General features: G+C 66.8%; 25 protein-coding genes and 1 tRNA gene. 17 read left to right on the top strand and 9 right to left on the bottom strand.

The features are described 5' to 3' along the window. Positions 1–64: 64 nt before the first annotated feature. The 4 genes from WD430_RS06320 (at position 65) to WD430_RS06305 (ending at position 5,343) form a co-directional block, all read left to right on the top strand. On the top strand, positions 65–604 hold the full coding sequence (locus WD430_RS06320; RefSeq protein WP_339105171.1) for a hypothetical protein: 540 nt from the start codon (positions 65–67) through the stop codon (positions 602–604). Positions 605–940: 336 nt separating this feature from the next. Further along, positions 941–2,641, top strand: coding sequence for a ferredoxin--nitrite reductase (locus WD430_RS06315; RefSeq protein WP_339105170.1), 1,701 nt, complete (start codon positions 941–943; stop codon positions 2,639–2,641). Beyond that, positions 2,631–4,328 carry a Coenzyme F420 hydrogenase/dehydrogenase, beta subunit C-terminal domain gene (locus WD430_RS06310; RefSeq protein WP_339105169.1) on the top strand — a complete coding sequence of 566 codons (1,698 nt, stop codon included), beginning with the start codon at positions 2,631–2,633 and terminating at the stop codon, positions 4,326–4,328. Before WD430_RS06315 ends, WD430_RS06310 begins: the two co-directional genes overlap by 11 nt. A gap of 304 nt (positions 4,329–4,632) precedes the next feature. Then, complete coding sequence (locus WD430_RS06305; protein ID WP_339105168.1) at positions 4,633–5,343, top strand: phosphatase PAP2 family protein; 711 nt, start codon at positions 4,633–4,635, stop codon at positions 5,341–5,343. A gap of 27 nt (positions 5,344–5,370) precedes the next feature. Here the strand turns inward: WD430_RS06305 and WD430_RS06300 are convergent, their stop codons facing one another. Beyond that, a complete protein-coding gene (locus tag WD430_RS06300) occupies positions 5,371–6,330 on the bottom strand; it encodes an AEC family transporter (protein WP_339105167.1) in 960 nt (319 codons plus the stop codon). A gap of 531 nt (positions 6,331–6,861) precedes the next feature. Between WD430_RS06300 and WD430_RS06295 the strand changes: the two genes are divergently transcribed. The 4 genes from WD430_RS06295 (at position 6,862) to WD430_RS06280 (ending at position 9,425) form a co-directional block, all read left to right on the top strand. Beyond that, positions 6,862–7,473 carry an N-acetyltransferase family protein gene (locus WD430_RS06295; protein WP_339105166.1) on the top strand — a complete coding sequence of 204 codons (612 nt, stop codon included), beginning with the start codon at positions 6,862–6,864 and terminating at the stop codon, positions 7,471–7,473. 88 nt (positions 7,474–7,561) lie between these two features. After that, entirely contained in the window at positions 7,562–8,230 is a 669-nt protein-coding gene (gene thiE / locus WD430_RS06290; protein WP_339105165.1) for a thiamine phosphate synthase, read from the top strand. Next, positions 8,223–9,062, top strand: coding sequence for a hydroxyethylthiazole kinase (gene thiM, locus WD430_RS06285; RefSeq protein WP_339105164.1), 840 nt, complete (start codon positions 8,223–8,225; stop codon positions 9,060–9,062). The genes thiE and thiM overlap by 8 nt, the downstream gene beginning before the upstream one ends. A gap of 90 nt (positions 9,063–9,152) precedes the next feature. Continuing rightward, the gene (locus WD430_RS06280) at positions 9,153–9,425 is read left to right on the top strand and encodes a hypothetical protein (RefSeq protein WP_339105163.1); all 273 of its coding nucleotides are present in this window, start codon (positions 9,153–9,155) and stop codon (positions 9,423–9,425) included. A 71-nt stretch (positions 9,426–9,496) separates the two neighbouring features. Here WD430_RS06280 and WD430_RS06275 read toward each other — a convergent pair whose 3' ends face one another. After that, entirely contained in the window at positions 9,497–10,132 is a 636-nt protein-coding gene (locus tag WD430_RS06275) for a rubrerythrin family protein (protein ID WP_339105162.1), read from the bottom strand. Between the two features lie 215 nt (positions 10,133–10,347). Here WD430_RS06275 and WD430_RS06270 point away from each other — a divergent pair, with 215 nt between their 5' ends. After that, entirely contained in the window at positions 10,348–10,794 is a 447-nt protein-coding gene (locus WD430_RS06270) for a DUF2391 domain-containing protein (protein ID WP_339105161.1), read from the top strand. Between the two features lie 107 nt (positions 10,795–10,901). Here WD430_RS06270 and WD430_RS06265 read toward each other — a convergent pair whose 3' ends face one another. After that, positions 10,902–11,765 carry a sulfurtransferase gene (locus tag WD430_RS06265; RefSeq protein ID WP_339105160.1) on the bottom strand — a complete coding sequence of 288 codons (864 nt, stop codon included), beginning with the start codon at positions 11,763–11,765 and terminating at the stop codon, positions 10,902–10,904. A gap of 281 nt (positions 11,766–12,046) precedes the next feature. On the opposite strand from WD430_RS06265, the gene WD430_RS06260 reads away from it, so the two are divergent. The 3 genes from WD430_RS06260 to WD430_RS06250 all read left to right on the top strand — a co-directional run bounded on the left by WD430_RS06260 (position 12,047) and on the right by WD430_RS06250 (position 16,164). Next, positions 12,047–12,853 (top strand): sulfurtransferase, encoded by an 807-nt coding sequence (locus WD430_RS06260; protein ID WP_339105159.1) that lies wholly within the window; start codon positions 12,047–12,049, stop codon positions 12,851–12,853. Between the two features lie 517 nt (positions 12,854–13,370). After that, a complete protein-coding gene (gene asnB / locus WD430_RS06255) occupies positions 13,371–15,239 on the top strand; it encodes an asparagine synthase (glutamine-hydrolyzing) (RefSeq protein WP_339105158.1) in 1,869 nt (622 codons plus the stop codon). Between the two features lie 112 nt (positions 15,240–15,351). Next, on the top strand, positions 15,352–16,164 hold the full coding sequence (locus tag WD430_RS06250; RefSeq protein WP_339105157.1) for an aldo/keto reductase: 813 nt from the start codon (positions 15,352–15,354) through the stop codon (positions 16,162–16,164). Between the two features lie 50 nt (positions 16,165–16,214). Here WD430_RS06250 and WD430_RS06245 read toward each other — a convergent pair whose 3' ends face one another. Further along, entirely contained in the window at positions 16,215–17,669 is a 1,455-nt protein-coding gene (locus WD430_RS06245; RefSeq protein ID WP_339105156.1) for a dihydrolipoyl dehydrogenase, read from the bottom strand. Between the two features lie 202 nt (positions 17,670–17,871). On the opposite strand from WD430_RS06245, the gene WD430_RS06240 reads away from it, so the two are divergent. Beyond that, positions 17,872–19,191 (top strand): 4Fe-4S binding protein, encoded by a 1,320-nt coding sequence (locus tag WD430_RS06240; protein WP_339105155.1) that lies wholly within the window; start codon positions 17,872–17,874, stop codon positions 19,189–19,191. Positions 19,192–19,301: 110 nt separating this feature from the next. Here the strand turns inward: WD430_RS06240 and WD430_RS06235 are convergent, their stop codons facing one another. Both WD430_RS06235 and WD430_RS06230 read right to left on the bottom strand, forming a co-directional pair. Next, positions 19,302–19,823 carry a hypothetical protein gene (locus WD430_RS06235; protein WP_339105154.1) on the bottom strand — a complete coding sequence of 174 codons (522 nt, stop codon included), beginning with the start codon at positions 19,821–19,823 and terminating at the stop codon, positions 19,302–19,304. A 135-nt stretch (positions 19,824–19,958) separates the two neighbouring features. Beyond that, on the bottom strand, positions 19,959–20,195 hold the full coding sequence (locus WD430_RS06230) for a hypothetical protein (RefSeq protein WP_339105153.1): 237 nt from the start codon (positions 20,193–20,195) through the stop codon (positions 19,959–19,961). Between the two features lie 194 nt (positions 20,196–20,389). On the opposite strand from WD430_RS06230, the gene WD430_RS06225 reads away from it, so the two are divergent. Together WD430_RS06225 and WD430_RS06220 are read left to right on the top strand one after the other, a co-directional pair. After that, positions 20,390–21,784 carry a signal recognition particle protein Srp54 gene (locus tag WD430_RS06225; RefSeq protein ID WP_339105152.1) on the top strand — a complete coding sequence of 465 codons (1,395 nt, stop codon included), beginning with the start codon at positions 20,390–20,392 and terminating at the stop codon, positions 21,782–21,784. A gap of 127 nt (positions 21,785–21,911) precedes the next feature. Continuing rightward, a complete protein-coding gene (locus tag WD430_RS06220) occupies positions 21,912–22,913 on the top strand; it encodes a hypothetical protein (protein WP_339105151.1) in 1,002 nt (333 codons plus the stop codon). 87 nt (positions 22,914–23,000) lie between these two features. Here the strand turns inward: WD430_RS06220 and WD430_RS06215 are convergent, their stop codons facing one another. The 3 genes from WD430_RS06215 to WD430_RS06205 all read right to left on the bottom strand — a co-directional run bounded on the left by WD430_RS06215 (position 23,001) and on the right by WD430_RS06205 (position 25,182). Continuing rightward, complete coding sequence (locus WD430_RS06215; RefSeq protein WP_339105150.1) at positions 23,001–23,948, bottom strand: CBS domain-containing protein; 948 nt, start codon at positions 23,946–23,948, stop codon at positions 23,001–23,003. A gap of 197 nt (positions 23,949–24,145) precedes the next feature. After that, on the bottom strand, positions 24,146–24,559 hold the full coding sequence (locus tag WD430_RS06210) for an RNA-binding domain-containing protein (RefSeq protein ID WP_339105149.1): 414 nt from the start codon (positions 24,557–24,559) through the stop codon (positions 24,146–24,148). Beyond that, entirely contained in the window at positions 24,556–25,182 is a 627-nt protein-coding gene (locus tag WD430_RS06205) for a nucleoside monophosphate kinase (RefSeq protein ID WP_339105148.1), read from the bottom strand. Before WD430_RS06205 ends, WD430_RS06210 begins: the two co-directional genes overlap by 4 nt. Positions 25,183–25,557: 375 nt before the next feature. Between WD430_RS06205 and WD430_RS06200 the strand changes: the two genes are divergently transcribed. Both WD430_RS06200 and WD430_RS06195 read left to right on the top strand, forming a co-directional pair. After that, entirely contained in the window at positions 25,558–25,944 is a 387-nt protein-coding gene (locus WD430_RS06200) for a hypothetical protein (RefSeq protein ID WP_339105147.1), read from the top strand. A 205-nt stretch (positions 25,945–26,149) separates the two neighbouring features. Next, positions 26,150–26,224, top strand: a tRNA-Arg gene (locus WD430_RS06195). Positions 26,225–26,379 lie beyond the last annotated feature (155 nt).

The raw sequence follows: 26,379 nt of genomic DNA, 5'->3' as shown, positions 1-26,379 counted from the left end.
TATAATATCTGTTTGACATCACTGTATGCGCAAACCTCGTTCCCGCCGTGCCCTTCTCACGTCGATGGTGGGGCTGTCTCTGGGGGTTGCAGGCTGTTTCCAAGGTAACCTCACGGAGTCCGAGGAGTCGCTCGATTCCGGTATCGTCTCTGCGGACACGTTCGACTGCGACGACGTCGATCGGCCCGAGCCGATGGAGCCCTCCCGCGACGACGCCCTCGACCCGGCGCTGTATCCGACGCCGCCGAACCCGCTGCTCGAGTCGGCCGACGAGTACGTCCGCGAGTTCGAAGCGGCGTATCGACGGAACGCCTTCCTCGAGGAGTACGGATCGGAAGCCGACGGATTCGACTTCCAATTCGAGGAGGGAGAAACGAAACCGGTCGACACGGAGTCGGACCGCGACGCGAAACTGGTCTCGCTCGTCTACGATCTGACGACCGAGACGCGAGGGAATCCAGCGGAATCCGAGCGATCCGTCCGCGTCACGTACTACGTCGACGAACACATCGTCCTCCGGGCCCGCTACAGCGGGTTCGCCGACGGTCCGTCGTTCGATCCCGATCCGCGGAACGCGGGCGAGCCCGTCGCCTGTTTCAAGTAACGCAGTCGCTCTCCTACCGGAGACTATTGCTGGTATCGATGACGCGGTTCGCTCGATCGGGCTGATCTGTCCCCGTTTCCGCCCGCTCGGCGGTGGTCTCTCGCCCGCGGTGGGTGCGACGGGTTCCGAAGGAGGCAATATTTTCTTGTTCGGACGACCCTCGTCATGATTCGCCCCTTTGCAGGGTGGTATAGGGTTAGGCTGTTACTACCCGCTAAACGATGGTCTCTCAAAATACCGTGACTACGCCGGCTACTGGCAGCGCTCGCCAGTGGTGGTCTCTATGAAGAACGAAACCGCAAGCGCTTTCGAACTCGCGCGAACGAGGTGTTTCGCATGAACACGACGGAACAGTACAAACAGAACAAGCACCCGCTCGACGTCATCGACGACGTCTACGACTACGCCGACGAGGAGCTTTCCTTCGAGGAGATCGAAGAGCGCGCCGGCGGCGGCGAGTGGGAGCGTCTGAAGTGGGCCGGCATGTACGCCCAGAAGCAGGAGGGCTACTTCATGATCCGGACCAAGGTGCCGGGCGGCAAGCTCACGCCCGAACAGGCCGAAGTGATCGGCGAGGTCACCGAGGACTACGCCGTCGCTCCCGAGGAGTACGGCGGCGAAGAGCAGAACGAGCTCTGGGGCGACGCCTACCTCGACATCACGACGCGCCAGGACATCCAGAAACACTGGATCCGCGTCGAGGACGTCCCGGAGATGTGGGAACGGTACGACGAGGTCGGCCTGACGACGGTCCAGGGCTGTGGCGACTCGGCCCGGAACGTACTGGGCTGCCCCGCCGCCGGGCTCGACGACCACGAGTGTTTCAACGCGCAACCGGTCATCGACGCCGTCTCCGACTACTTCACCAACAACCGCGAGTACGCCAACCTCCCGCGGAAGTTCAAGATCACGATCACCGGCTGCGCCCACGACTGCGCGCAGTCCCAGATCAACGACGTCGGACTCGTCCCCGCGAAGAAAGAGATCGACGGCGAACACCTCTACGGCTTCCACGCCCGCGTCGGCGGCGGCCTCTCCGACGGCCCGCGGATGAGTTCGGAACTCGACGCCTTCATCCGACCCGAGGACGCCGTGGAGTTCTGCCGCGCCGTCGCCCAGACGTTCAAGGAACTCGGCGATCGCAACAACCGCGGCGTCTGCCGCATGCGCTACCTCGTCGAGCAAATGGGTCCCGAGAAGTTCGAGGAGGCCGTCCGCGACCGCTGTACGATCGACCTGCCCACCGGCGGCGAGAACCTGACCGTCGGCTACCAGGGCGACCACGTCGGCGTCCACGAGCAGAAACAGGACGGACTCAACTACGTCGGCTTCAACGTGATCGCCGGCCGCATGGGCGGCGACGAGTTCGCCGCGGCGGCCCGCGCCGCGAAGAAGTACGGGACCGAGGACGCCTCCGTCCGCCTCGCGACCGACCAGAACTTCCTCATCACCCACATCCCCGACGAGAACGTCGACGATCTCCTCGCGGAGCCGTTCGCCCAGGAGTACAGCCCCGATCCGGGGCCGTTCTCCCGCGGCGCGGTCGGCTGTACGGGCAACGAGTTCTGTAACTACGCCATCATCGAGACGAAGAAGCGCACCAAGCGCTGGGCCCGCGAACTCGACGAACGCATCGACGTGCCCGACGACATCGAGGCCATTCGGATGCACATGTCCGGCTGCTCGGCCTCCTGCGCCCAGCCCCAGATCGCGGACATCGGTTTCCGCGGCGAGACGGTCAAACTCGACGACGAGAACAGCACCAACGCCGAGGGCGACAACATCGTCGAAGGCATGGACTTCGGACTCGGCGGCTCGCTCGGCGCCGACAACGAGTTCTTAGACTGGGTCGAGAACGCCGTGCCCGCCCACGCCGTGATCCCGGCGCTCGAGCAGCTGTTCGAGGCCTACAGCGAGGGTCGCGACGACGGCGAGAAGTTCTACGAGTGGACCCGCCGCGTCGACAACGAGCGGCTCCGACAGATCATGCAAGGGGCCGACGCGCCGGTCGCACGAGGTGTTGCCCATGGGGACTAACGGCGAGGACGAGCGAAGCGAGTCCTCGAAGAAGCGAGCGGGAGCGGAGCGACACGCGAGCCGCGAGGACGAGCGAAGCGAGTCCTCGGAGCGCGTCTTCCCGACCGTCCCCGAGTCGAACACGGACGACGACGAGGCCGTGATGTTCCCCGAGAGCGGCGGTGCCGCGCCGCGGTCTCGAGAGGGAACCGAGCACGCTCGAGACGGTGCCATCGCCACCGATGGCGGTGCCGCCGACGGAGACGGCTGCTCGCCCGACACCTGCACCTGCGGCGAGAAGACGACCGAATCGGCCGCGTCCGCAGGCTCGGCCGACGACAAGCGCGTCGCCACCGACGGGGCGGGCGCCGCCAACGTCGACGAGATGGGCGAACTCGGCGAGCTCGAGTTCACCGAGCCCGCACAGGACGTCAGTCAGGACGTCTACGACGACGCACCTGATACCCGCGTCGGGATTCCGGACGGCGTCGACCTCGAGACGCCGGAGTACTCGATCCGGTCGCAGATGAACGACATCGAGACGCCCGACGAGAAGACCTGGTTCATGGAACTGGACGAGGCCGTCATCGACGAAGGACGGTGTATCCAGTGTGGGACCTGCGTCGCCGCCTGTCCCTCGGACTCGATCGGCGTCGGCGAGGACGACCTCCCGAAGCTGGTCAAGATGTGTACCGGCTGTTCGCTCTGTTGGGACTTCTGTCCCCGCGGCGGCCTCCGGTACGAGCGCCAGTGGAAGATCACCGGCGGCGAAGACAACGTCAAGGGCGCCGGCGACCCGATCACGGAGTTCTCCGCGAAGGTCGAGGACGACTGGACCGACAACGCCCAGGACGGCGGCGTCGTCACGGGCGTCCTCGCGACGCTGCTCGAGGAGGGCGAGATCGACGGCGCGCTCGTCGCCACCGAGAGCGAAGAGGAAGAGTGGAAGGCCGAGAGCTTCCTCGCGACGACCACCGAGGAACTCATCGAGAACGCCGGCACCGTCTACAACCAGACGCTGGCGCTCGGCAACCTCGACCTGAAACAGTGGGAGCACAAGCTTCCCGACAAGGACTGGGACGACCTCTCGCTGGCCATCGTCGGCACGCCGTGTGAGATCGAGGGCATCCGCGCCCTGCAGGACTTCGAGTGGGACTACCAGAAGCAAAACGAGGGCATCCGCGCGGTCGACTACACGATCGCGCTGATGTGTACGAAGAACTTCAACTACCACAGCCTCATGGGCGAGCAGTTAGAGGAGAAGCGAGGCATCTCGCCGTCGGAAATCGGCAAGATGGACGTCCTCAACGGGAAGATGATGGTCTACGACCACGACGGCGAGATGATCGTCGAGGAGGACATCGAGAACTTCCACGACGCCGCGCTAAAGGGCTGTGACGAGTGTGCGGACTTCACCGGCTTCTGTTCGGACATCACCGTCGGCTCCGTCGGCTCCTCGGACGAGTACTCCAGCGTCATCATCCGGACCGAACAGGGGATGAAGGCCTGGGACATGACCGAGCCGAAACTCGACTACCACGACCTCGAGGACCGCTCGGCGGTCGGCAAGCTCCAGGGCTGGGACAAGAAGAAGGCCTTCGAGAGCCTCGAGCGTCCCTTCGACCCCGACGCGCCGCGGTTCATCGACTACACCGACCACGCCGAGAACTACGGCACCGCGCTGAACCCGCACGATCAGGGCCACTAGATCGGTCGGTCCGGATTCGATTGCCGTCGTTCGAGCGCGTCTTCTCGTCGACTGTCTCCGTCGTCGATTCGTTCTGGCGGTTCGTCACCTGCTGACCTGCTGCTCGTGATCGACCGCCGACGTTTCTTTAAGTGCCTCTGGTCACAAGGTAGAGCTATGACGGGAAGTCGTCCTCGTTCGGATTCTCGAGGACGATCGAGTTTTCTTCCGAGTGGCGTCGCCGTCGCTCGGCCGACGGGCGCGGCGGGCCACGGGTCGCCGTCCAGCCGACACCGATTAGTGATCCGTCGGCGTAGCGGTTCGCATGTCCAGGGGTATCGGTGTACTGCCGGCGGTTCAGGACGCGCTCCCAGACTGGGCAGCGCTGCTCGTCGCGCTGCTGACCCAGCTGGGGGACGTCTGGTTTCTGGCCCTCCTCGTGGGGCTCGTCTACTGGCTTCGACCGAACGACCGCGAGGACGCCGCCGTCCTCGTCGGGCTGATGCTGGCCGGCTTCTCGCTGGTGACCGCCCTGAAATACGCGTTCGCCCTGCCCCGCCCTGGTCAGCCGCTCGTGGCCCTCGAGTCGCTGGGGCCACTGGCCCGGTCGCTGTACGAGGCGACGGGGACCGCCGACGGCTACGGGTTCCCGAGCGGACACGCCGTCCTGACGACGGTCGTCTACGGTAGCCTCGCCTGGCGGCTCTCGATCGGTACCGCTCGCCAGCGGGCCCTCGGCGCTGCGACCGTCGTCTCGCTCGTTTGCGCCTCGAGGGTCGCGCTTGGCGTCCACTATCTCGTCGACGTCGTCGCCGGCGTCGCCGTCGGGCTGTCGTTTCTGGTCGTCGCGAACGGGCTGACGGCCCGCTCGACCGATCAACGGACGGTGGCGTTCGCGATCGCGATCGGCGTCGGCGTCGTCGCGCTCGTCGCGAGCGGGGCCGCGGTCGACGCCGTACTGATCTTCGTCGCCACCCTCGTCGCGTTCGGCGGGTCGCAGTACGTTCGCCGCGTTCGCGACCGGTCGAGCACCTGAGGTGACACGGTAGCCCGTCGGTTTCCGTCAGATCACGACGCCGGACCGCAGGATCGCGATCAGAACGGTGAGCACCGGGATCGCCAGCAGCGTCGTCAGGAAGACGCAGGTCGAGACGTACTCCGAGACGAGCACGCCCTCGGAGCGGGCGCTCCCGGCGAACTCGATAACGAGGATCAGCGGTGTCACCGCGGCCGGCATCGCGGTCTCGAGGACGAACACGCGCGCGACGGTGGCGTTCTCGAAGCCGATCAGGAACGCGATCCCGAGGCCGACCAGCGGCGCGACGGCCATCTTGAGGGCCGTCGCGGACCAGGCGCGGGAGACCGCCGAGGCGGTGTCGGTGCGCGCGAGTTGGATCCCCAGGATGAGCAACATCAGCGGGATCGAGGCGTCGCCGACGAGTTGCAGCGTCTCCATCGCCGCCGTGTCCGCTGGCGGGACCAGATCCAGCGCCCGGGCGACCAGCGCGGCGACGACGGCGTAGGCCAGCGGAACGTAGAACACGCGGCGCACGCCCTCGAGGCCGGCGGAGCCGCTGCTCCGGGAGGCGATGTAGACGCCGAGGGTGTACATCAGCACCGACTGGACCGAGAGGAAGAGGACGGCCGTCTGGCGGCCGACGTCGCCGAACGCGAAGTCGGAGACGGGGATGCCGAGGTTCCCCGAGTTGGTGAAGATCGCGACGAGGACCAGGGCGCTCAACGCCGGTTCGCGCTCGCCGGTGGCGCGGCCGATCAGCTCGGCGATCCCCCACATCGACGCGGTGAAAACGAGGATCCCGACCGTCACTCGCGCGAGCGTCGCCGCGGCGAGTTCCGTGACGGCGAGGCTGTGAAACACTAGCGCGGGCGCCAGCACGTAGACGACGGCCGTGTTCAACGGCTCCGGATCGATCTCCTTGACGGTCGCCAGGGCGTAGCCGATCCCCGCGATCGCGACGATCGGCCCGATCGCCGAGGCGAAGATGCCGATCAGATCGGCCATCGGTCAGCGCTCACCCTCTCCGCGAGGCGGTCTGCTCGAGGGACTCGTCACCTTTGCAGTCGTTCCCTGCATCACGGCTGTGATACTCTCAGTGCTCGGTATGGGCGTTACGGTCGGTGCACGGGCTACTCTTGCCGGTGCCACAACTCCGTTCGTCCGTTAAGTGCTTCTGGTCACAAGGTAGAGCTATGACGGGAGGACGCCGTTCTCCGGGTTACAATTTCGAGTAGTCGCCACTGTCTTTCGCTCGAGGATTCGACGCGGCGAACGCGGACGGTCTTTACGTGGCTCTCGTCACAAGGTAAAGCTACGACGGGAAAGCGTCGTTCTCCGGATCTCACTCTCGAGTAGCCACAGCTGAATCTCTCGGCAGTCCCGTGTGTCGAACGCAGATTTCTTTAAGTGCTTCTGGTCACAAGGTAGAGATACGACGGGAAGACGTCGTTCTCGAGGAACTCGATCGACCAGCCCCGGGTCTCGGCGCCGTCGGTTTCGGGGGACTTATCTCTCGAGTCGGAAAGACACGCCCGTATGACAGCCGACGCGCGGATTCGAGTCGCGACTCCGGCGGACGCCGCCGCGGTCCGCGACATCTACGCCCCCTTCTGCGAGTCGACGGCGGTCACGTTCGAGGAGGCGCCGCCGACCGACGACGAAACGGCCGATCGAATCGCATCGACCCTCGAGACGTATCCGTGGCTCGTCTGCGAGGTCGGTGGCGAGGTCGTCGGCTACGCCTACGCGAGCCGGCTTCGCGAGCGCCGGGCGTACCAGTGGACGGTCGAACTCTCGATCTACGTCGCCGCGGACGCCCGCCGGTCGGGCGTCGGCCGCGCGCTCTACGAGTCGCTGTTCGCCGTCCTCGAGCGACAGGGCGTTCGCGACGCCTACGCCGTGACGACGGTCCCCAACCCCGAGACCGAGCGGTTCCACGAGCGAATGGGGTTCGAGCGCTGCGTCGACTTCCCGGCGATCGGTCACACCGAGGGCGAGTGGCACGACGTCGCCTGGTGGCGCCGGTCGATCGCCGAGAAGACGGCCGAGCCCGAACCGATCACGCCGCTGCCCGCGCTCCGGGATCGGCTGGACGAGGCCGACTGGGACGCGCTGGTTCGGACGGGCGTGGATCGCCTCGAGTCCTGAAGATCGGCCGCGGATCGTAATCGCACGGTCCGAACGCCCGTGCGCGGAACCACAGTCGATTAGTGGCCTAGCCCCGCCAGTTCCTCCCATGGATCCATCGGAGTACGGTACCTATCTCGTCACCCAGCAGTCGATCTCCGGAGACCGCTCGACGGTCGACGTCGTCCGCGCGGCGATCGACGGGGGCGTCGACGTCGTCCAACTGCGCGAGAAGGAGACCGACGCCCGCTGGCGGTACGAACTCGGCCTCGAGTTGCGCGAACTGACCGCCGAGGCGGGTGTCGATCTGATCGTCAACGACCGCGTCGACGTCGCCGAGGCGATCGACGCCGACGGCGTCCACGTCGGTCAGTCGGACCTCCCGGTCGGCGTCGCGCGGGAGCTGCTCGGTCCCGAGGCGGTCGTCGGCTGCTCGACGGCGACGGTCGAGGAGGCCCTCGAGGCCGAGGCCGCGGGCGCGGACTATCTCGGCGTCGGTACCGTCTACGCCACCACGTCGAAGGACGTCGAGCGGTACAAGGACGGGGTCGGCCCGGAGCGGATCGCCGAGATCGTCGACGCGGTCTCGATCCCGGTCGTCGGCATCGGCGGGATCACGGCCGACAACGCGGGCCCGGTCGTCGAGGCCGGCGCGACCGGCGTGGCCGTCATCTCCGAGATCACTGCGGCCGACGATCCGCGGGCCACGACCGAAGCGCTGTCCGACGCGGTCGAAACTGCGAAGTCGATGCGGAACGGACGGGATCGTGATGACTGACTCATTACCCGATGGTATCACCGGGGACGAGCTCGCCGACTCGCTGCGCGCGATCGGCCGACAGTCGCCGCTGGTCCAGCACCTGACCAACGAAGTCACCATGAACGACGTGGCCAACCTCACGCTCCACTGGGACGCGCTCCCGGTGATGGCCGACTCGCCGGGCGACGCCGGCGAGATGGCCGCCGGCGCCGCCGCGATCCTGTTCAACACCGGACAGGTTCCCGAGGGAAAAGTCGAGGCCATGCACGAGGCCGGCGAGACCGCCGCCGAGCGGGACATCCCCGTCGTCCTCGATCCCGTCGGCGTCGGCGCGACGCCCACGCGGGAGGCGGTCGCCGAGGCGCTGCTCGAGGACGTCGACTTCTCGATCATCAAGGGCAACTACGGCGAGATCAGCGCGCTCGCGGGCGTCGAGGCCGAAGTGAAGGGCGTCGAGTCGGTCGGCGAGTACGACGAGATCGAGGACGCCGCGCGGTCGCTGGCGGAATCGACGGGCGCGACGGTCGTCGCCAGCGGCGTCGAGGACGTCGTCGCGACCGGCGACGGGGCGATTCGCCTCTCGGCGGGTCACGAACGGCTCTCCGAGGTCGTCGGCACCGGCTGTATGCTCGGCGCCACGCTCGCGGCCTTCCGCGGCGCCGTCGACGACTCGACGACGGCCGCCGTCCACGGCGCGCTCGCCTTCGGTCTCGCCGGCGAGCGCGCGGCCGAGATGCCCCACGAGGGGCCGGCCAGCTTCCGGACGAACTTCCACGACGCCGTCGCCGGCTTCGATCCGGAGACCGCGGTCGAATCGGACCTCGAGAGTCGGATCGAGCGCGTCGATTGACGGGGGTCGACCCTCACCCGCTATTTCGAGACGTTCCAGTTGCCGGGAGCGAATGAAACCGTTTTAACCGCCCCGGGTGAACGTCAGCGTATGGCACGAGAGAACCTCGAAGACGCAGCAGCGACGCTCCGGGAGGCCGCGGACGCCGCGTCCGACGACGAGACGCGCGAGCGCCTCGAGAACCAGGCAGACCAGTTCGCCGACCTCGCCGAGGCCGAGCGCGGGCCCGACCACGGGAAACTGGCCCGTCACGAGCACATCCTCACCGATATCGCCGACGAAGAAGGCGGCGATGTCGCCGACCTGGTAGACGACGCCCTCGAGTCGGTCCGGGCGTTCCGGGAGACGGTCGAAGGCGTCTGAACGCACTCGGAACGGCGCCGAATCACTCGTTTTGCGGTCAGTACTCGGCCACGATCAGCGTCCGGCCGCGATCAGCAGACGGGCTTGGGATTCGCGCCCATCGCCTCGAGGCTCTCGACGTACTCGTCGTAGGCGGCCTGGATCGCGCCGTCGGCGGCCTCGTGGGCGCGCTCGCGGTCGTCTTCGTCCTCGCAGACGTCCTCGAGGAGTTCCGCGGCGCGCTCGAGCTGCTCGTCCAGATCGTCGCCGAACTCGCGGAAGACGCTCGCGGTCTGGGGGTCGGCGTCGCCGACGAAGTAGCCGACGACCTGGTCTTTCGAACGCTGGCTCGCGAGGATCCGGCCGACGAAGGCGCCGACGCGCTCGACGGTCGACTCGAGGCCGCGCAGGTACTCGTGGAGCGCGGGCACCTCCCGCGGCTCGTACTCGTCGTCCCCGAGGTGGTCGAGGACGGTCTCGTAGTGGCCCTCCTCCTCGTCGGCGGTCGCCTCGAAGGCCTCGCGAGCGGCCTCGTGGTCCTCGCTCTCGGCCCACTCGAGGAACGTCTGCCAGGCGGCGTGTTCGGCGTCGGCGGTCGCCCGGAGGACGGGTTCGGTGTCGATGTCGCCGTCGGTGTCGGCGTACAGCGACTTCGAGGACCCGAGTCGGGAGAGCGCGGTCTGGTTGTTCTCCTCAACGGCTTCGATAAACGCCTCGGAATCGGCCATACCGGCTCTTTCAATCGGCCTCGAGTTAGGTCTGTCGCGATAGCGTCCGCGGCCCGACGAGTGGTGAGTGATAACACGCATCGCGACCTCTCATCGCGTGACCGATCCGGCCACAGTTCCGCGGACGACCGACCCTGACGCCGAGGGATTCGAGAGGCTATCCGTCCGGAGTACCGATCGGTCGGTATTTCACGGCGGATTAGAAACAGGGGTGCATGAGAATCCGACGGCCGCGACGCCCCCGCCAGTTCCGGGTGGCCGACTCGGCACAACAAACCGTTGGTGGCTTCCTGCTCGCCGGACCGTTCGTCGTGACCCAGGAGGTCTGGGACCTCGCGGTCAGCATGAGTGCGCTGCAGGCAGTGTTGACGGTCGGCGTCGTCTCCGCGATCGGCTACGGCGCCCTCTATACGGCCGACACGACCCGCGATCCGGACACCGAGCAGGAGGTCGCCGGCGTTCCGATCCGTTTCATTTCGCTGTTGCTCGTCTCGTTCGGTTCAGTGGCGATCCTCGCGCTCCTGTTCAACGCGCCCGCCACGTTCCTCGGGGGCCCTCCGACGACGGCCGACGTCGCGTGGGACACGTTCAAGGCCGTCAGCGTCGGCTCGGTGTTCAGCATCGTCGGTGCGGCGACGGCCGACAGCGTCTTCGCGAAGTAGTCGGACGCTCGAAACGGCGGTTTTCGCGTCACTCCTCGGCGATCAGTGGTGATACCGCAGTCGCTACTCGCGACGTAGCGTCCGAAAAAACGGCTGTCTGAAACTACTTACTCAGCGCTGCCCTTCTCGATGGGCGCGTTGACCAGGTTGCCCCACTCGGTCCACGAGCCGTCGTAGTTGACGGTGTCGTCGTAGCCGAGCAGTTCGTGCAGGGCGAACCAGGCGACGGAGGAGCGCTCGCCGATGCGGCAGTAGGCGACGGTCGTCTCGTCGCCGTCGATGCCCTCGTCGGCGTAGAGCTCCTCGAGCTCGTCACGCGTCTTGAAGGTGCCGTCGTCGTTGGTCACGGCGGCCCACGAGATGTTCTTCGCGCCGGGGATGTGGCCGCCGCGCTGGGCGGTCTCCTGGAGTCCCGGGGGCGCGAGGACTTCGCCGGAGAACTCCTCGGGCGAGCGAACGTCGACGAGCGGAACGCCGCGCTCGATCGCGTTCTCGACGTCTTCGCGGTAGGCGCGGATGCTCTCGCGCGGACCGGCGGCGTCGTACTCGGTTTCCGAGAAGTCGGGCTCCTCGTCCGTGGTCGGGTAGTCGTTCTCGAGCCAGTACTCGCGGCCACCGTCGAGGAGATAGACCTCGTCGTGTCCGTAGTACTTGAACTGCCAGTAGGTGTAGGCGGCGAACCAGTTGGAGTTGTCACCGTAGAGGACGACCGTGTCGTCCTCGCTGATGCCGTGACTGCCCAGCAGCTCCTCGAAGTCCTCCTTCGAGAGGATGTCGCGGGTGGTCTGGTCCTGCAGTTGGGTCTCCCAGTTGAACCCGATCGCACCGGGGGCGTGCTCCTCCTCGTAGGCTTCCGTGTCGACGTCGACTTCGACCAGTCGGAGGTCGGAGTCGTCGTCCTGGAACTCGTCGAGGCGCTCCTCGACCCAGTCGGCCGTGACGAGTACGTCGTTGGCGTAGTCGTTTGCCATACGCGTTCCTACGACGCCGACACACAAAGGGACTGCTTAACCGGTCAATTCGGACACCGATCGACCCTGGCGGAAATACTTGCCACATCTTCCGCTCCCCGACCGGTTTGTCTCCGCTCACAGGCCCCGAAAGAAGCTGAAACGTGGTATTTCCGGCTGATAGACCAGTTCAGCGATACGTTCCGACGACTGACACCAGCAATAGTTGCCACTGTCCCGGTACCCGTTCGTTCGGGTCCAAACCGGTGCGTTCTCGGAGCTCCGCTCGTATAGCCCGATTAATGAACGATTCCGTCGTCGTCACGCCCGATTGGCTCGCAACGCACCGAGAGGACCCGCAGGTACGCGTCGTCGACGTCAGGGACGCCTGGGAGTACGACGGCATCGGCCACATTCCCGGTGCCCTCAATATCCCGTTCGACAGCTACCGCGACGAGAGCGACGTCGATCGGGGGACCCTCCCCGGCGCCGACGCCTTCGCCGACCTGTGCTCCGAGGCCGGCATCGCGCCCGAGGACACGATCGTCGCCTACGACGACACCCACGGCGTCTTCGCCGCCCGGTTCGTGCTCACCGCCCTCGAGTACGGCCACGACGACGTGCGCCTGCTCGACGGCGACTACAGCGCCTGGAACCGCGAGTACGAGACCTCGAGCGAGACCCCCGACGTCGAGCCGACCGAGTACGACCCCGACCCGCTGGCGCCCGAGGAGAGCCCGCTGGTCGACTACGCCGCCGTCGAAGCGGCCCTCGAGCGCGGCGCGCTGTTCGTCGACACGCGCGAGGCCCACGAGTTCGAGGAGGCCCGCCTGCCGGGCGCGGTCCGGTTCGACTGGCGCGAGGTCGTCGACGACGAGACGCGGCGACTGAAGCCCGCGGACGAACTCGAGGAGCTGCTGGCCGAGCACGGTATCACGCCCGATCGAGAGATCGTCCTCTATTGTAACACCGCGCGACGGATCAGCCACACCTACGTCGTGCTCCGGGCGCTGGGCTACGAGGACGTCGCCTTCTACGAGGGGAGCCTGACGGAGTGGGTGGCGAACGATGGGGCGGTAGAGAGCGGCGAGGTTGAGCGAACGAAGTGAGCGAAACCTCGAGACGGAGCGGGGAGGCGTAGCCGACCCGCGGAGAGCGGCGAGGTCGAGTGAACGGAGTGAACGAGACCTCGATGTGGAGCGGTGAGCCGTCAGGCGAACCGCGGAACAGGCGAGGCTGAGTGAGCGGCGCGAACGAAGCCTCGAGGCGGAACGGGGAGCGCGGCGAGGCCGAGTGAGCGGCGCGAACGGGGCGTTCGAGACGGTGAAGCCGGCAACTAACGCCGTCCCTCGAGTCACCGGGTCGAATCCGATCGTCGCGGTCCCGTTCGTCTCGCGGTTCGAATGAGACACGCTGAGCGACAGTACTCGCTAGGCGATCACTGCGCATCCGTTCGCTTCCACTGCGTTGGCGCCTGACCGGAGAACTGGCACCGCCCTCCCCGGATCGCCCGACCGTCACGATTCCTTTCCGATCCCGATTGCTGTAACTCTTCCAACGGTAATGGGATAATTACCGGGCTGCAAGGCCTCTATTACAAGGACCGATATTCCCGGTTGGTAGTCCATGTGCGGTATCGTTGGTGCGTACGGGTGGACCCACGACGAGACGCTCTCGTCGATGCTCGACTGGATCGAACACCGCGGCCCCGACGAGGAGGGGTCGTACCTCGATCGCGACGCGGGACTCATGATGGGTGCGCGCCGCCTCTCGATCGTCGACCTCGAGGGCGGGTCCCAGCCGAAGTGGAACGAGGACGAGACGGTCGGCGTGGTCTTCAACGGTGAGATCTACAACCACGGCGAGTTACGCGACCGACTCTCCCGCGAGGGTCACCGGTTCGAGAGCGAGTGCGACACCGAAGTGCTGGTCCACCTCTGGGAGGAATACGGCGAGGAGATGGTCTCTCACCTCGAGGGCATGTTCGCGTTCTCCATCTGGGACCGCGAGGCCGAGACCGTCTTCCTCGTCCGCGACCGGTTCGGCATCAAACCGCTGTACTTCGGGACGACCGACCGGGGCTACGTCTGGGGGAGCGAGCTCCCGGCGCTGCTGATCGGCGGCGTCGACCGGACGATCGATCCCGCGGCCGTCTACAACCACTTCTCGCTCGAGTACACGCCGGCCCCCCAGACCCTGCTGGAGGACGTCTGGAAGGTCGAGCCGGGGCAGTCGGTGACGATCAGCGCCGACGGCGTCGAGACGCGGAAGTACTGGGACCTGCTCGACCTCGAGACCGGGACCAGAACGACGACGATGGCGGCGGCGGCCGACCGGCTGCGGACCCTGCTCGAACGCTCCGTCGAGAAGCGGATGATGGCGGACGTGCCGGTCGGGGCGTTCCTCTCGGGCGGACTGGACTCCTCCGCCGTCACCGGGATCGCCTCCCAACTCAAGGACGACCCGCTCAAGACCTACTCCGTCTCCTTCGCCGACGAGAACCTCGACGAGAGCGACGAGGCGCGGCTCGTCGCGGACCACTTCGGCACCGACCACCACGAGGTCGACATCGACCTCTCGTCGATGGACCTGTTCGGCGAGATGATGCAGTACCTCGGCGAGCCGACGGGCCACCTGCAGATGCTGCCGATGTACGCCCTCTCCGAGCGGGCCAGTCGGGACGTCAAGGTCGCGCTGGCCGGCGAGGGCGCCGACGAACTGTTCGCGGGATACCCCTGGTACCAGCACGTCCCCGAACACAAGCGCAAGGTCGACTTCATGCCGGCGTTCACCCACGACGTCGCCGACGCCGTCGCGCAGGTGGCGCCGGTCGGGAACAAGCACCTCCGGTACTTCTCCGGCCTGAAGAACAACGAGGAGATGCTGCTCAATCACGTCTGTGGCTTCACGACCTTCCGACCCGAACCGGACGAGTTCCTCCGGACGGGGGAGTCCGCCACGACGTCCGGCCTGCGAGCGAACGTCGGCGAGGTCACTACGGAGGTCGCGGACCCGGCCTTAGAGCAGCACATGTCGACCTACGAGACGGGCTACACGCTGCCGGACTACCACCTCTACAAGGCCGACCACATGAGCATGGCCCAGTCGCTCGAGCTTCGCGTCCCCTTCCTCTCGAAAGAGCTGGTCGAGTTCGCCCACTCGCTGCCGGCCGAGCTCAAGGTCACCGACGACGACGTCAAACGGGTGCTCAAGACCGCCGTCAGCGACCTCCTGCCCGACCCGATCCTCGAGCGCGAGAAGATGGGGATGCGCCCGCCCGTCGAGGACTGGTTCGAGGAGGAGCACGATTCGATCGAGACCTGGTTCACCCGGGAGAAACTCCGACAGACGCCGTACGTCGACGCGGACCGGGCCCTGTCGCTGCGCGAGGCACACCGCAGCGGCGAGGAGTCCGTCGGTCGAACGCTCTGGATGATCCTCACCTACGTCGCGTGGTATCACTCCTTCATCGACGAACAGCACGCGGTCGTCTGACGCCGAGCGCGCGACGTGCCCGCCGGCTCTCCGCTCGCAGGCGTCCGGACGGACCGGGCGAACGAGGAACAAAGCAGAAGGGTAAACCGACGCCCTCGAGTACACCGCAGCCATGGCTCGCGATTCCCTTCCGCGGATCGGTCTCGGGACGTACTCCGACGACGACCGGGAACAGTGGACCGAGAACGTCCGGACGGCCCTCGAGGTCGGCTATCGACACGTCGACACGGCGCAGGTGTACGAGAACGAGCGGTTCGTCGGCGACGGACTGCGTTCCGCCGACGTCGACCGCGAGGACGTCTTCCTCTCGACGAAGACCGTCCACCACGACGTGCCGTCCGATCCGGACGCCGTGCCCGACGCGATCGACGGCTGTCTCGAGCGACTCGGCGTCGATTTCGTCGACCTCCTCTACGTCCACTGGCCGTCGGGGATCTACGACCACGACGAGATCCTGCCGGCGTACGACGACGCCTACGAGGCGGGCAAGACGCGTCACGTCGGTCTCTCTAACTTCACGCCGGAACTGCTCGACGAGGCCCGCGAGGTCCTCGACGCCCCGCTGTTCGCCCACCAGGTCGAGATGCACCCCCTGCTCCCACAGGAGGAGCTGGTCGCGTACGCGCAGGAACACGACCACTGGCTCGTCGCCTACTCGCCGCTGGCCAAGGGCGAGGTGTTCGACGTCCCCGAGATCCAGCAGGTCGCCGAGAAACACGACGCGACGCCGGCGCAGGTCTCGCTCGCGTGGTTGCTCAGCCACGACAACGTCGCCACGATTCCGAAGGCCAGCAGCCGCGACCACATGATTCAGAACCTCGAGGCGCTGGACCTCGAACTGGACGCGGAAGACATCGACACCATCGACTCGATCGACCGCCGCCACCGCGAGATCGATCCCGACCACGGTCCCTGGAACTGGTAGTCGCGGACCCTCGAGCCGCTTCTTCGGTCGCTGTCGGTCTGCTCGTCACCTCAGTCGCCCACGTCCCGCCAGTCCGGCGCCGTCGAGAACTCGCTCGAGGACAGTTCGTCGAACGCGGCGTAAACTGCCTCCGACAACGCCGGATGAACGTGGACGGGCTCGGCGACGTCGTCGACGGTCCCGCCGCCGCTGTCCATCGCAGTGACGACCTCCTGGATCAGCGTCGAGGCCTGCGGGCCGACGATGTGACAGCCCAGAATCTCACCGTCCGGTGCTGCGAGCACCTTCACGAAGCCGTCGTCGGCGTCCATGATCATCCCCAGCGGCGCGGCGTCGAAGGGGACCGTCGCTGACTCGTACTCTCGATCCGCGTCCTCGAGTTCGCCCTCCGTCCGTCCCACGCCGGCGACCTGCGGCTCGGTGAAGACGGCGTGGGGCATCGCAGTGTAATCGACCGCCTCGCCGGCGCCTTCGAGGAGGTTCGCCGAAACCGTCTTCGCCTCGTAGTCCGCCGCGTGTTTGAACGGCTGCTCGCCGACGATATCGCCGAGCGCCCAGACGTCGTCGCAGGTCGTCTCGAGGCGGTCGTCGACCGCGACGTACTCGCCGTCGTCGGTCTCGACGCCGGTCGCCTCGAGATCGAGGGTGTCCGTGTTCGGACGACGACCCGTCGCGAGCAGCAGGTCGTCGGCCTCGAGCTCGACGCCGTCTCCGGAACCGCTCTCGCCACCGCCGTCGTCTCCGCCCTCGCTCGGTTCGGCGGTCACGACGACGCCCGCGTCGTTCTCCGCGACTTCGGCCGCCTCGTAGCCGGCGTAGACGTCGCAGTAGCGCTCGAGCGACTCCGTCACGACCTCGCTGACCGCGTCGTCCTCCCGGGGGACGAGTCGCTCGCTGCGCCCGACGATCGAGACGTCCGTCCCTACTGCGGCGAAGAAGTAGCCCAGTTCGGCGCCGATGTAGCCCCCGCCGACGACGACCAGCGAATCCGGTCTCTCGTCCAGGAAGAGCGCGTCGTCGCTCGTGAGGAAATCGACGTCCTCGAGGCCGTCGATCGGCGGCACCAACGGCCGGCTGCCGACCGCGATGACGACGCTGTCGCCCCGAAGTTCGACCTCGTCCCCGTCGTTCAGGTCAACCGCGAGCGTCCGCTCGTCGACGAACCGGCCCTCGCCGCGGTAGAGCGCGACGTTCTCGGCGTCCTCCAGACTCGCCCGCTGTCGATCCGCCTTCTCGTAGACCGTCTCGTGGATCGCCGCCGTGATCTCGCCGTAGTCGACGCCCTCGAGCGCGGCACCGACGCCGAACTCCCCGGCGCGGCGGACCGTCTCGGCGATATCGGCCCGGTGGATGAGCGCCTTCGAGGGAACACAGCCCCGCGTGATACAGGCGCCGCCGAGCGGGCCGCGCTCGATCACGGCCGCCTCGAGACCTCGCTCGGCGGCCGCCGTCGCGACCTGACTCCCCGATCCGCCGCCGATCACGACTACGTCGTACTCGTCCATACGCGAGCCGACCACGGCTGCGCGCGTAAAACCGGAGCCTGCGACTCGAGGGATCTCGTCCGCGGGACGGTCTCGGCGCGATCCCGCAATCGATGCGAATTGACACGATATCGCCGAACATAACGGCTGCGGCACATCGCCGCGATCTTATTTCGTCTACTAAACAAGATAATTAACCTCGCTATCGGCCGGACGAGCGATTATGGCGACAGAGACCGAGTCGAGCGATGGAATCACGATCACCCGGAATCGGGTCGTCCGATTCCTGTTCACGAACGAGTACGTCCAGCCGGCGGTCAATCTACTCACCGCCGCGCTCTTCGTGTACGCGATCTATCGGGCCGCGGTCGGCCCGACGGACTCGAGCGCGAACTTCGGAGCCGTGGCCTTCTTCGACCTGTGGTGGTCGCCGGCGATGATCCTCAGCCTGCTGTTCCTGGGTCGGATCTGGTGTTTCTTCTGTCCGCTCGGCGCGATCGTCAGGCTCACCCAGCGGTTCGGACTGCAGCGACACTTCCCGATGTACTCCCACCGGAAGTGGGTCGTCTACGGGCTGCCGCTGTCGGTCCTGTCGCTGACCGCGGTGACGTTCGCGCTGGCCCGGTGGCCGATGTACAAGGTCGGCGTCGCCTACACGCCGCGTCTGATTCCGTACTACTGGCTCGCGATCCTCGGCGTCGCCGTCGCGGTCAGCCTCGTCTATCGGCGACAGGCGTTCTGTCGGTACGTCTGTCCCGCGACTGGGGTGATGAGCGTCACGTCGAAGCTCTCGCCGCTCGAGATCGCCCAGCGGAGCGAGACCGGCGTCCAGTGTGCGACCCTCGAGTACCGGAGCGAGTACCTGAGCACGGACCGCCGGTGTACGGTCTGCATGAAGTGTACGACCGAACGACCGGACGAAGACGTGGACCTTCGCTTTCGGTGGCCGGGGTCGAAGATCGTCACCGAGCGCATCCCGCTGGTCGACGAGGCGATCGTCGCGCTGGTCATCTGGGCCGTCTTCCCGATCGATCACGTCCTCGGTGACGCCGTCGAGTCGACGGCGCTGGTCGGGGGACTCCCGGGGCTGCTCACGCCCACGGTGGCGTATCTGACGAGCATCGCGGCGACGCTGCTCGGATTCACGGCCGTCAATCGGCTCGCGAGCGACTGGGGCGGCCTCGACTGGACCGAGTCGTTCACGAAGTTCGGGCTCGCGTACGCGCCGCTGGGAATCATGTACTCGCTGGGCGCCCACGTTATCGGGGGCCTGCTCGAGGACGGCGGCGAGAGCCTGAACGCGTTCGCGAACGGGTTGGGCATCCCGCTTGACCTCCCCGCGGGCGCGGAGCCGGCGCTCGTTTCGGCCTGGGACGCGTTCTTCGTCGCCGACTGGCTCTGGCTCGCCGTCGCCTGGAGCGGGCTGATCGCCTGGCAGGTCGCCGCGACGATGGCCGACTCGAGGCGTCTGGCCTATCGCGCGTTCGTTCCCCACGTCGCGTTCATGGCCGTCTGTACGGCGCTCGTCGTCGTCGCACACTGATCGACGCCGGTCCGCGAGCGAACGCTTTCGCTCCAGTCGAACTGACACGACGCGCGACGGGTGCGGCCGGAAGAAAAACGAGCCCGGTGGCGGTCGTCGCCGCAGCGTCGTTACCGTCCGCGTCGACCGACGATTCTGATCGGCGCCGTCCCCGCGAGTCCGTGCGCTCCGTCCTCGCTCCGTTCCCACTCGAGTCGGGCGGCCGATTCGTCGCCGTCGAACCCGGCGTCGTTGGCCGGGAACAGCAACAGGAGATCGTCCCGCCCGTCGCCGTTCATGTCGATCGCGTGACCGTCGTGCATCGGTCGTGCACCGCCGCCGTCCGCTACGACGTCGGGTGCGCCGAACCGATATCGGACGACTTCGCTCGTCGGATCGAACTCGTCGGTCTGTCGGACGACGACCGGGATCACGCCGCAACTGTTCGGATTGATCGGCGCTCGATCGGTGCCCGGTTTGACGTCGATCTCGAGGTCCGCCGGGAAGTGCGCGGCGGCCTGACCCCCGAGCGTCGCGATGCCGAGGGCCGTCGCCGCGAGCCCGGTTCCGCCCCGAAGCACGCGGCGTCGAGCCATCGCCGAGTCGGTCGTCGAGTCGCTTCGCCGTGACGAATCGGATCGTGTCTCGTCCATGCGACAGTGTTCCAGTTCACCGCTGGAACGAATAGTTACTCTGGTGTGACTATCGAAAGAATCTGTCTACTCGCATACCGGTTCGCATCGCCGGCGCTATCGCCGTCGTTGCTGGATTCGGTGGCACTGGCGCGCTCACAGCCAGTCGTCGCCCGTGTCGTCGTCCGTCGCCTCCCGGTAGGATCGGACGGCCTCCGCGAGGTTTCGCAGGGCCTCGTCGGGAGTCTGGCCCTGGCTCGAGACCCCGGTGACCTCGTCGTCGGCGATGTGGAGGCCGTGTTCGGTTTCGCGCATCGTGACGTCGGCGTCCTCGAGCGCCTCGTAGTTGCTGGGGTCAGCGATCGCGTCGTCTTCGTCGCCGTCTTCGCTCATACGACCGACTTCGCGGCCCTCGAGTGAAATACGCATCGACGCCGCGACGGTCGGCGCCTCCTCGAGCGGACACCGCATCGATTGTCGACGAGCCGGATATTCGAGAACGGACCCGGTAACCGGTTCTCGATATTCCGTGCGCGGTGTGGAGAGTAGAAAAAGCCTTTAACGCCATCGCCCCGTAGACTGAGCAAATGGTACTCGACGATCTCGGGAGTTCTCTGCGGGGAACCTTAGATAAGCTCCGCGGGAAGTCACGCATCAGCGAGGAGGACATCGAGGAGATCGTCAAGGAGATCCAGCGCTCCTTGCTCTCCGCCGACGTCGACGTCTCGCTCGTGATGGAGCTGTCGGACAACATCAAGGAGCGAGCCCTCGAGGAGGAGCCCCCGGCCGGCACGCCGGCGCGGGACTTCGTCCTCCGCATCGTCTACGAGGAACTGGTCGCCCTCATCGGTGACTCGACGGAGTTGCCCCTCGAGGAACAGACCATTCTCCTGGCCGGGCTGCAGGGTTCCGGGAAGACGACCTCCGCGGCGAAGATGGCCTGGTGGTTCTCGACGAAGGGGCTTCGCCCCGCCGTGATCCAGACCGACACCTTCCGTCCCGGCGCCTACGAGCAGGCCAAGGAGATGACCGAGCGCGCGGAGGTCGACTTCTACGGGAACCCGGACAACGACGATCCGGTCGAGATCGCCCGCAAGGGCTTAGCGGAGACCAGCGAGGCCGACGTCCACATCGTCGACACGGCGGGTCGCCACGCGCTCGAGGACGAGTTGATCGACGAGATCGAGGAGATCGAGGACGTCGCGGATCCCGACACGTCGCTGCTCGTGCTGGACGCGGCGATCGGGCAGGGAGCCAAGGACCAGGCCCAGCAGTTCGACGAGTCGATCGGGATCGACGGCGTCGTCATCACGAAGATCGACGGGACCGCGAAGGGTGGCGGCGCGCTGACGGCGGTCGACCAGACCGACTCCTCGATCGCCTTCCTCGGGACCGGCGAGGAGGTCCAGGACATCGAGCGCTTCGAGCCCGACGGCTTCATTTCACGGCTGCTCGGCATGGGCGACCTCGGCCAGCTCGCGGAACGCGTCGAGCGCGCCATGGAGCAGACCGAGATGGAGGAGGACGACTGGGACCCCGAGGACATGCTCCAGGGCTCGTTCACCCTCCACGACATGCAAAAGCAGATGGAGGCGATGAACAACATGGGGCCGCTGGATCAGGTGATGGACATGATCCCCGGCTTCGGCGGCGGGATCAAGGACCAGTTGCCCGACGACGCGATGGACGTCACCCAGGAACGGATGCGCACGTTCTCGGTCATCATGGACTCGATGACCGAGGCCGAGAAGGAGTACCCGAAGGCCATCGGCGCCAGCCAGATCGAACGCATCGCCCGCGGCTCGGGTACCAGCGAGGACGAGGTCCGGGAACTGCTCCAGCAGTACAAGATGATGGAGAAGACGATCAAGCAGTTCCAGGGCATGGGCTCCGAACAGGAGATGCAGCGCATGATGAAACAGATGCAGCAGGGCGGCGGCGGTGGCGGCGGTGGCATGGGCGGTATGGGGCCGTTCGGCTGATCGCGACGCGACCCTCACTCGACTCACCGCCGATCGATTCTCCCCTCGAGCCCGTTCGTTTCGGACTCGAGACACGTATTGTCGGCTGCCACTACGTTCATGTTCCTCTAGACGTATCCTCGAGTCGATGAACCGTCGGCAGTATCTCACGCGCACTGGCGTCCCCCTCGCCACGCTGGCCGCGATGGCCGGCTGTCTCGATGATCTCCCCGGTACCGATTCGAACGGCGACTCCGTCGCGGTCGCCGATCGGACCGGCGACCGCGAACTCGACCGCGCCGTCGGCGAACTGAACGAGGCCGCCCTCGCCCTGTTCGCCGCGGACGACGTCGAGGACCCCACCGACGTCGAGTTCGACGCTTCGGTCCCGACCGAACGGATCGAGAGCGCCCGGGAACACCTCGAGACGGCGGCGGACGAACTGGACGACGACCGCGAGTCCGAAATCGAACTCCTGCGGACGTACGCGGCCGTCCTCGAGCGACTGGTCGACGTGACCGAGACGGTCACCGACGAGACGCTCGAGGAGGACCTCGAGAGCGTCTTCGGGGCGATCGGCGGCGACGACGCCGAGGGCGACGGTGGCGACGCGGACGACGACCTCGAGGAGGCGTCCGCGACGATCGACGAGCGAACGAACGAGTTCGCGGCCGCCGAGACGAACCACGCGGAGGCGGCCGCCGACGTCGAATCGTTCGACGAGGCGTTCGAGCGACTGGTCCGGATCGACCCCGCCGAACTCGCGGACGGCGTCGCGACGCTGGGCGACGCGACCGCGTCGCTCGCGACGCTCGGCGACGGGCTCGAGTCGCTGCTCGACGGCTACGAGCGCCTGCAGGCGGGCCGCGACCACATGGAGAACAGGGACTTCGGGGAGGCGGAGACCGCCTTCGGTACCGCCGAGTCGGCCTTCGAGACGGCGACGACGACCTTCGAGGAGGACGAGGAGCCGCCGAGCGGGATCGCAGAGCACGTCGAAACAGCGATCTGCCAGAGCGAGCACCTCACCGACGCCGCGGCGGCCTTCGAGGAGTGGGCGATCGCCGCGGCCGACGGCGACCGCATTGCGGCTCAGAACCACAAGGAAACGGGCGAGCAATCGGTCGACGCGGCCGGCGACTGTACGTAACCGACACGGATCGGCGGTCCGCAACCGACTCGAGTCAGCGGTCTCAGTTCGGTGTCGTCGGTGGCGTCGGCGATACCGTCTCCGGCCTCAATCGACGGTCACTTGTTCGTCCTCGGCCGTCGCCTCGGGCGGGAGTTCGTCGATGAGGACGACGGCGTCGCCCTCGAGCACGGTCGTGTCGTCGCCGTCGGTGACGGTCGTCTCGATCCGGTACTTCGAGCGGCCCAGGTCGTCGACGACCTCGCAGACGGCCGTCACTCGGTCGTCGATCGGCACCGGCGCGAGGAAGCTGCTCTCCTGTGAGAGGTAGATCGTCAGCCCCGGCAGGCGGGCGAGCGCGGCGCTGATCAGCCCGTTTGCGAGGACGCCGTGGACGATCCGCTCGCCGAATCTGGTCTCGGCCGCGTAGGCCGCGTCGAGGTGCAGGCGGTTCGTATCGCCGCTGATCTCGGCGAACGCCTCGACGTCGCTCTCCGAGAGCACCTTCGAGAACCGAGCGACGTCGCCGACGTCGACGGTCGACTCGTTCTCGGCGCGGTACTCGAACGTCCAGTCGTCGCGCTCGTACTGCGTGTCGGTCCGAACTCGTTGTCGCGGGCGCTCGGCCTCGAGGCCGCCCGTCCGATGGGCGAGGTGGGGGACGTAGTAGCTGAGCTCCGTCGTGGTGAGGATACCGACGAGGTCACCGTGAGCGTCGCTATCGCCCGCTTCGCGCTCGACGACCGGGAGGTGCTCGAGCCCGTTCTCCTGCAGGACGCCGACGGCGTCGATGATCGTCGTCTCGGGGGAGATCGTCTCGAGGGGCGCAGACAGCACGTCGGTCAGTTCGACGCTGCCGAGATCGGTGCGCTCGCAGAGGTGCGTGAGGAAGTCGCCTTCGGTCACGATGCCGATCGGCGCGCCGTCGCGAACGACGACGACAGAACTGACGCCCTCGTCGCGCAGCAGCGTCGCGGCGCGGGAGGCGGTGGTGTCCGGCGTGGCGGTGACGACGTCGGTGACCATGATCTCCGAGACGGTGATCGTGTCGTGCATCCCCTCGGTGTACGTGTCGGTGGCCTTTCACTCCCCGCCCGTCGTTCGCTCGCTGCGAGCAGTGCGGAAACGGGTTCGCCGACTCGAGACGATAGCCGACGGTCGCGGGGACGGAGCGAAGGGAGGGCTGCGAGGGGGAGACGCGGTGGGTGGGACACGACGAGCGGATCCGAGGCGACGAGTTCCGTCGAGCGCGCTCAGGCGTCGACCGGTCGGCCGTCCTCGGTCGGCGGTGCGATGTGGTCGACGTACTCCTCGAGCGTCGGCTCTTCGACCCGCACCCGAACGGCGATCTCGCCGAGTTCGTCCGGCTCGCCCACGGAGAAGTTGATCCGATCCTCGAAGGCCGCCTGCTTCTTCAGCGCGAAGGTGAACGTCTCGTCCTCGCGGTTCGCGAAGAACTCTCCGCGGGCGGTGTCGAGGATCTCCTGGCGGTGGAGCAGGTCCGAGAAGTGGTCCATCGCGTGCGCTTCGCCCCTGACTTCGCCGAACTCCTCCGCTATGTCGGCGTTGGGAAAGATGTTCGCGACGGCGTCGACGACCCGACTCGTGACTTCGGTGTCGTAGATCGGCGCCGTGATCTCGATGTCGACGCGATAGATGTCGGTCATGGATCGGTATTCGAGACGGAGTCTGGTGTCGGTTCCGGTTCCGATTCCGGTTCGCCGTCGTCACCGTCGGTCGCCGCGCCGCCCTCGCGGATGATCGCCTCGATGCGCTCGTGGAACGCCTCGAGGGAGTCGGTGTTCTCGACGACGACGTCGGCGCGGTCCATCGCGTCGTCCATCCCGAAGCCGCGCTCGCGCTCGTCGCGGGCGGCCAGCCCCTCGCCGCCGTCGTCCTCGCTGGCGTCCCGGCCGCGGGCGTCGATCCGCTCGGCCCGGACCTCGAAGGGGGCCTCGATGCTGACCAGCGTGAACGCCTCGCCGAACCGCTCTTCGAAGATGTCCACTTCCGTGTCCGATCGGATGCCGTCCACGAGGACGGTGTCGTGGTCCTCGAGGCGGTCCTCGATCATCGGCAGCGACCGCTCGGCGATCGCGGTCGGCCCGTTCTCGTCGCGCAGCGCCTGCGCGACCTTGCCGTGATCCTTCGTCGGGTCGAGCCCCCGGTCGGCCGTCTCCTGGCGGACGACGTCGCCCATCGTCACCACCGGGATGCCGTGTTCGCGCGCGACGGTCGCGGCCTCGCCCTTCCCGCTGCCGGGCAGTCCCACCGTTCCGATGACGTGCATCGACGGATCGTACCGGCGAGACGTGTATAAGCGCTGTTGTTCGTCGCTCGACTCGAGCGCGCTTGCGGCGGACGAAACGGTCGGGTTGCAGCCAGCGAAACGTCAGTAGGACTCGGGTTCCCGACTCGATCGCGGAGTGCGACGCGGCCCACTCCGGAGCGAATCGTCGCCCTCGAGCCGGCGCTCGCGACCGAACGCTTAGCCGTCGCGTAGCGCTCGCACCCTTCCCGCTTGTGTGGAACGGAACGACGGCGACGCGCACAACCGTTCGCTCGGCTCGAGTTTACGTCGGATAATTCGACCGAATCCGGACTAACAATCGGAACCGACTGTCGCTATTATTTAGTGGTCGATCGTCGCCGCCGACTGCACGCTATGACAGCTTCGAAACTCGACCGACGACGGTTCGCGAAGGTAGTCGGTGTCGGTTCGATCGCCGCGCTCGCCGGCTGCAGCGACGGAGGGTCCGAGGGGAACGAATCCGACGGCGGCGACGGCGATCCCGGCAACGAGAGCGAGCCCGGGGAGAACGAGACGGGCGACGAGCCCGGCGCTGGCGAGAACGGCAGCGCCGAACCGGGCGCGGGCGGGAACGACTCCGACACCGAGGACGAACTGTCCGGCCCGGGCGCGGACGAGAACGACTCCGAGGACGCCGAAAACGAGTCCACCGACGGCGAGACCGAATCGGACAATCCGTTTCTCGACGACGATAGTACCGAGGACAACGGTTCGGACGCGGAGGGCACCGCCGGCTCCTAGCACTCGCCGTCGGGAACGGGAGACGGTCGACGTCGCACGGCTTTTTCGCGGTCGCCTCGGACGACACTGACCTCGTGAGGTCGGTCTCCCGGTAGCGATCCGGCTGGTCAATCGGCCGCCCGTCGTGACCTCGCTGTATCGGTTCCACGGGTAGCTGTGGGAAATCCACACCGCTTATACCGATCCGACATGGACTCCTACTCGAGGGCGCGTAGCTCAGTCCGGAAAGAGCGTCGGACTTCTAATCCGACGGTCGTGGGTTCAAATCCCATCGCGCCCGTACAGCGAGGAACGAAGTGACGAGCGAACCGGCACGTGGGATTGGAATCAGGGAGGAGCTTTGCTCCGACCGTGGTTCAAATCCCATCGCGCCCGTGCAACGAGTCGCGGAGCGATGAGTGAACCAACACGTGGATTTGAACGAGATGAGAGCTT

It is taken from the genome of Haloterrigena sp. KLK7, from assembly GCF_037914945.1.
Taxonomy (GTDB): domain Archaea; phylum Halobacteriota; class Halobacteria; order Halobacteriales; family Natrialbaceae; genus Haloterrigena; species Haloterrigena salinisoli.
Note: the sequence above shows the minus strand (reverse complement) of the source record. Positions and strands in the feature narration are given on the sequence as shown.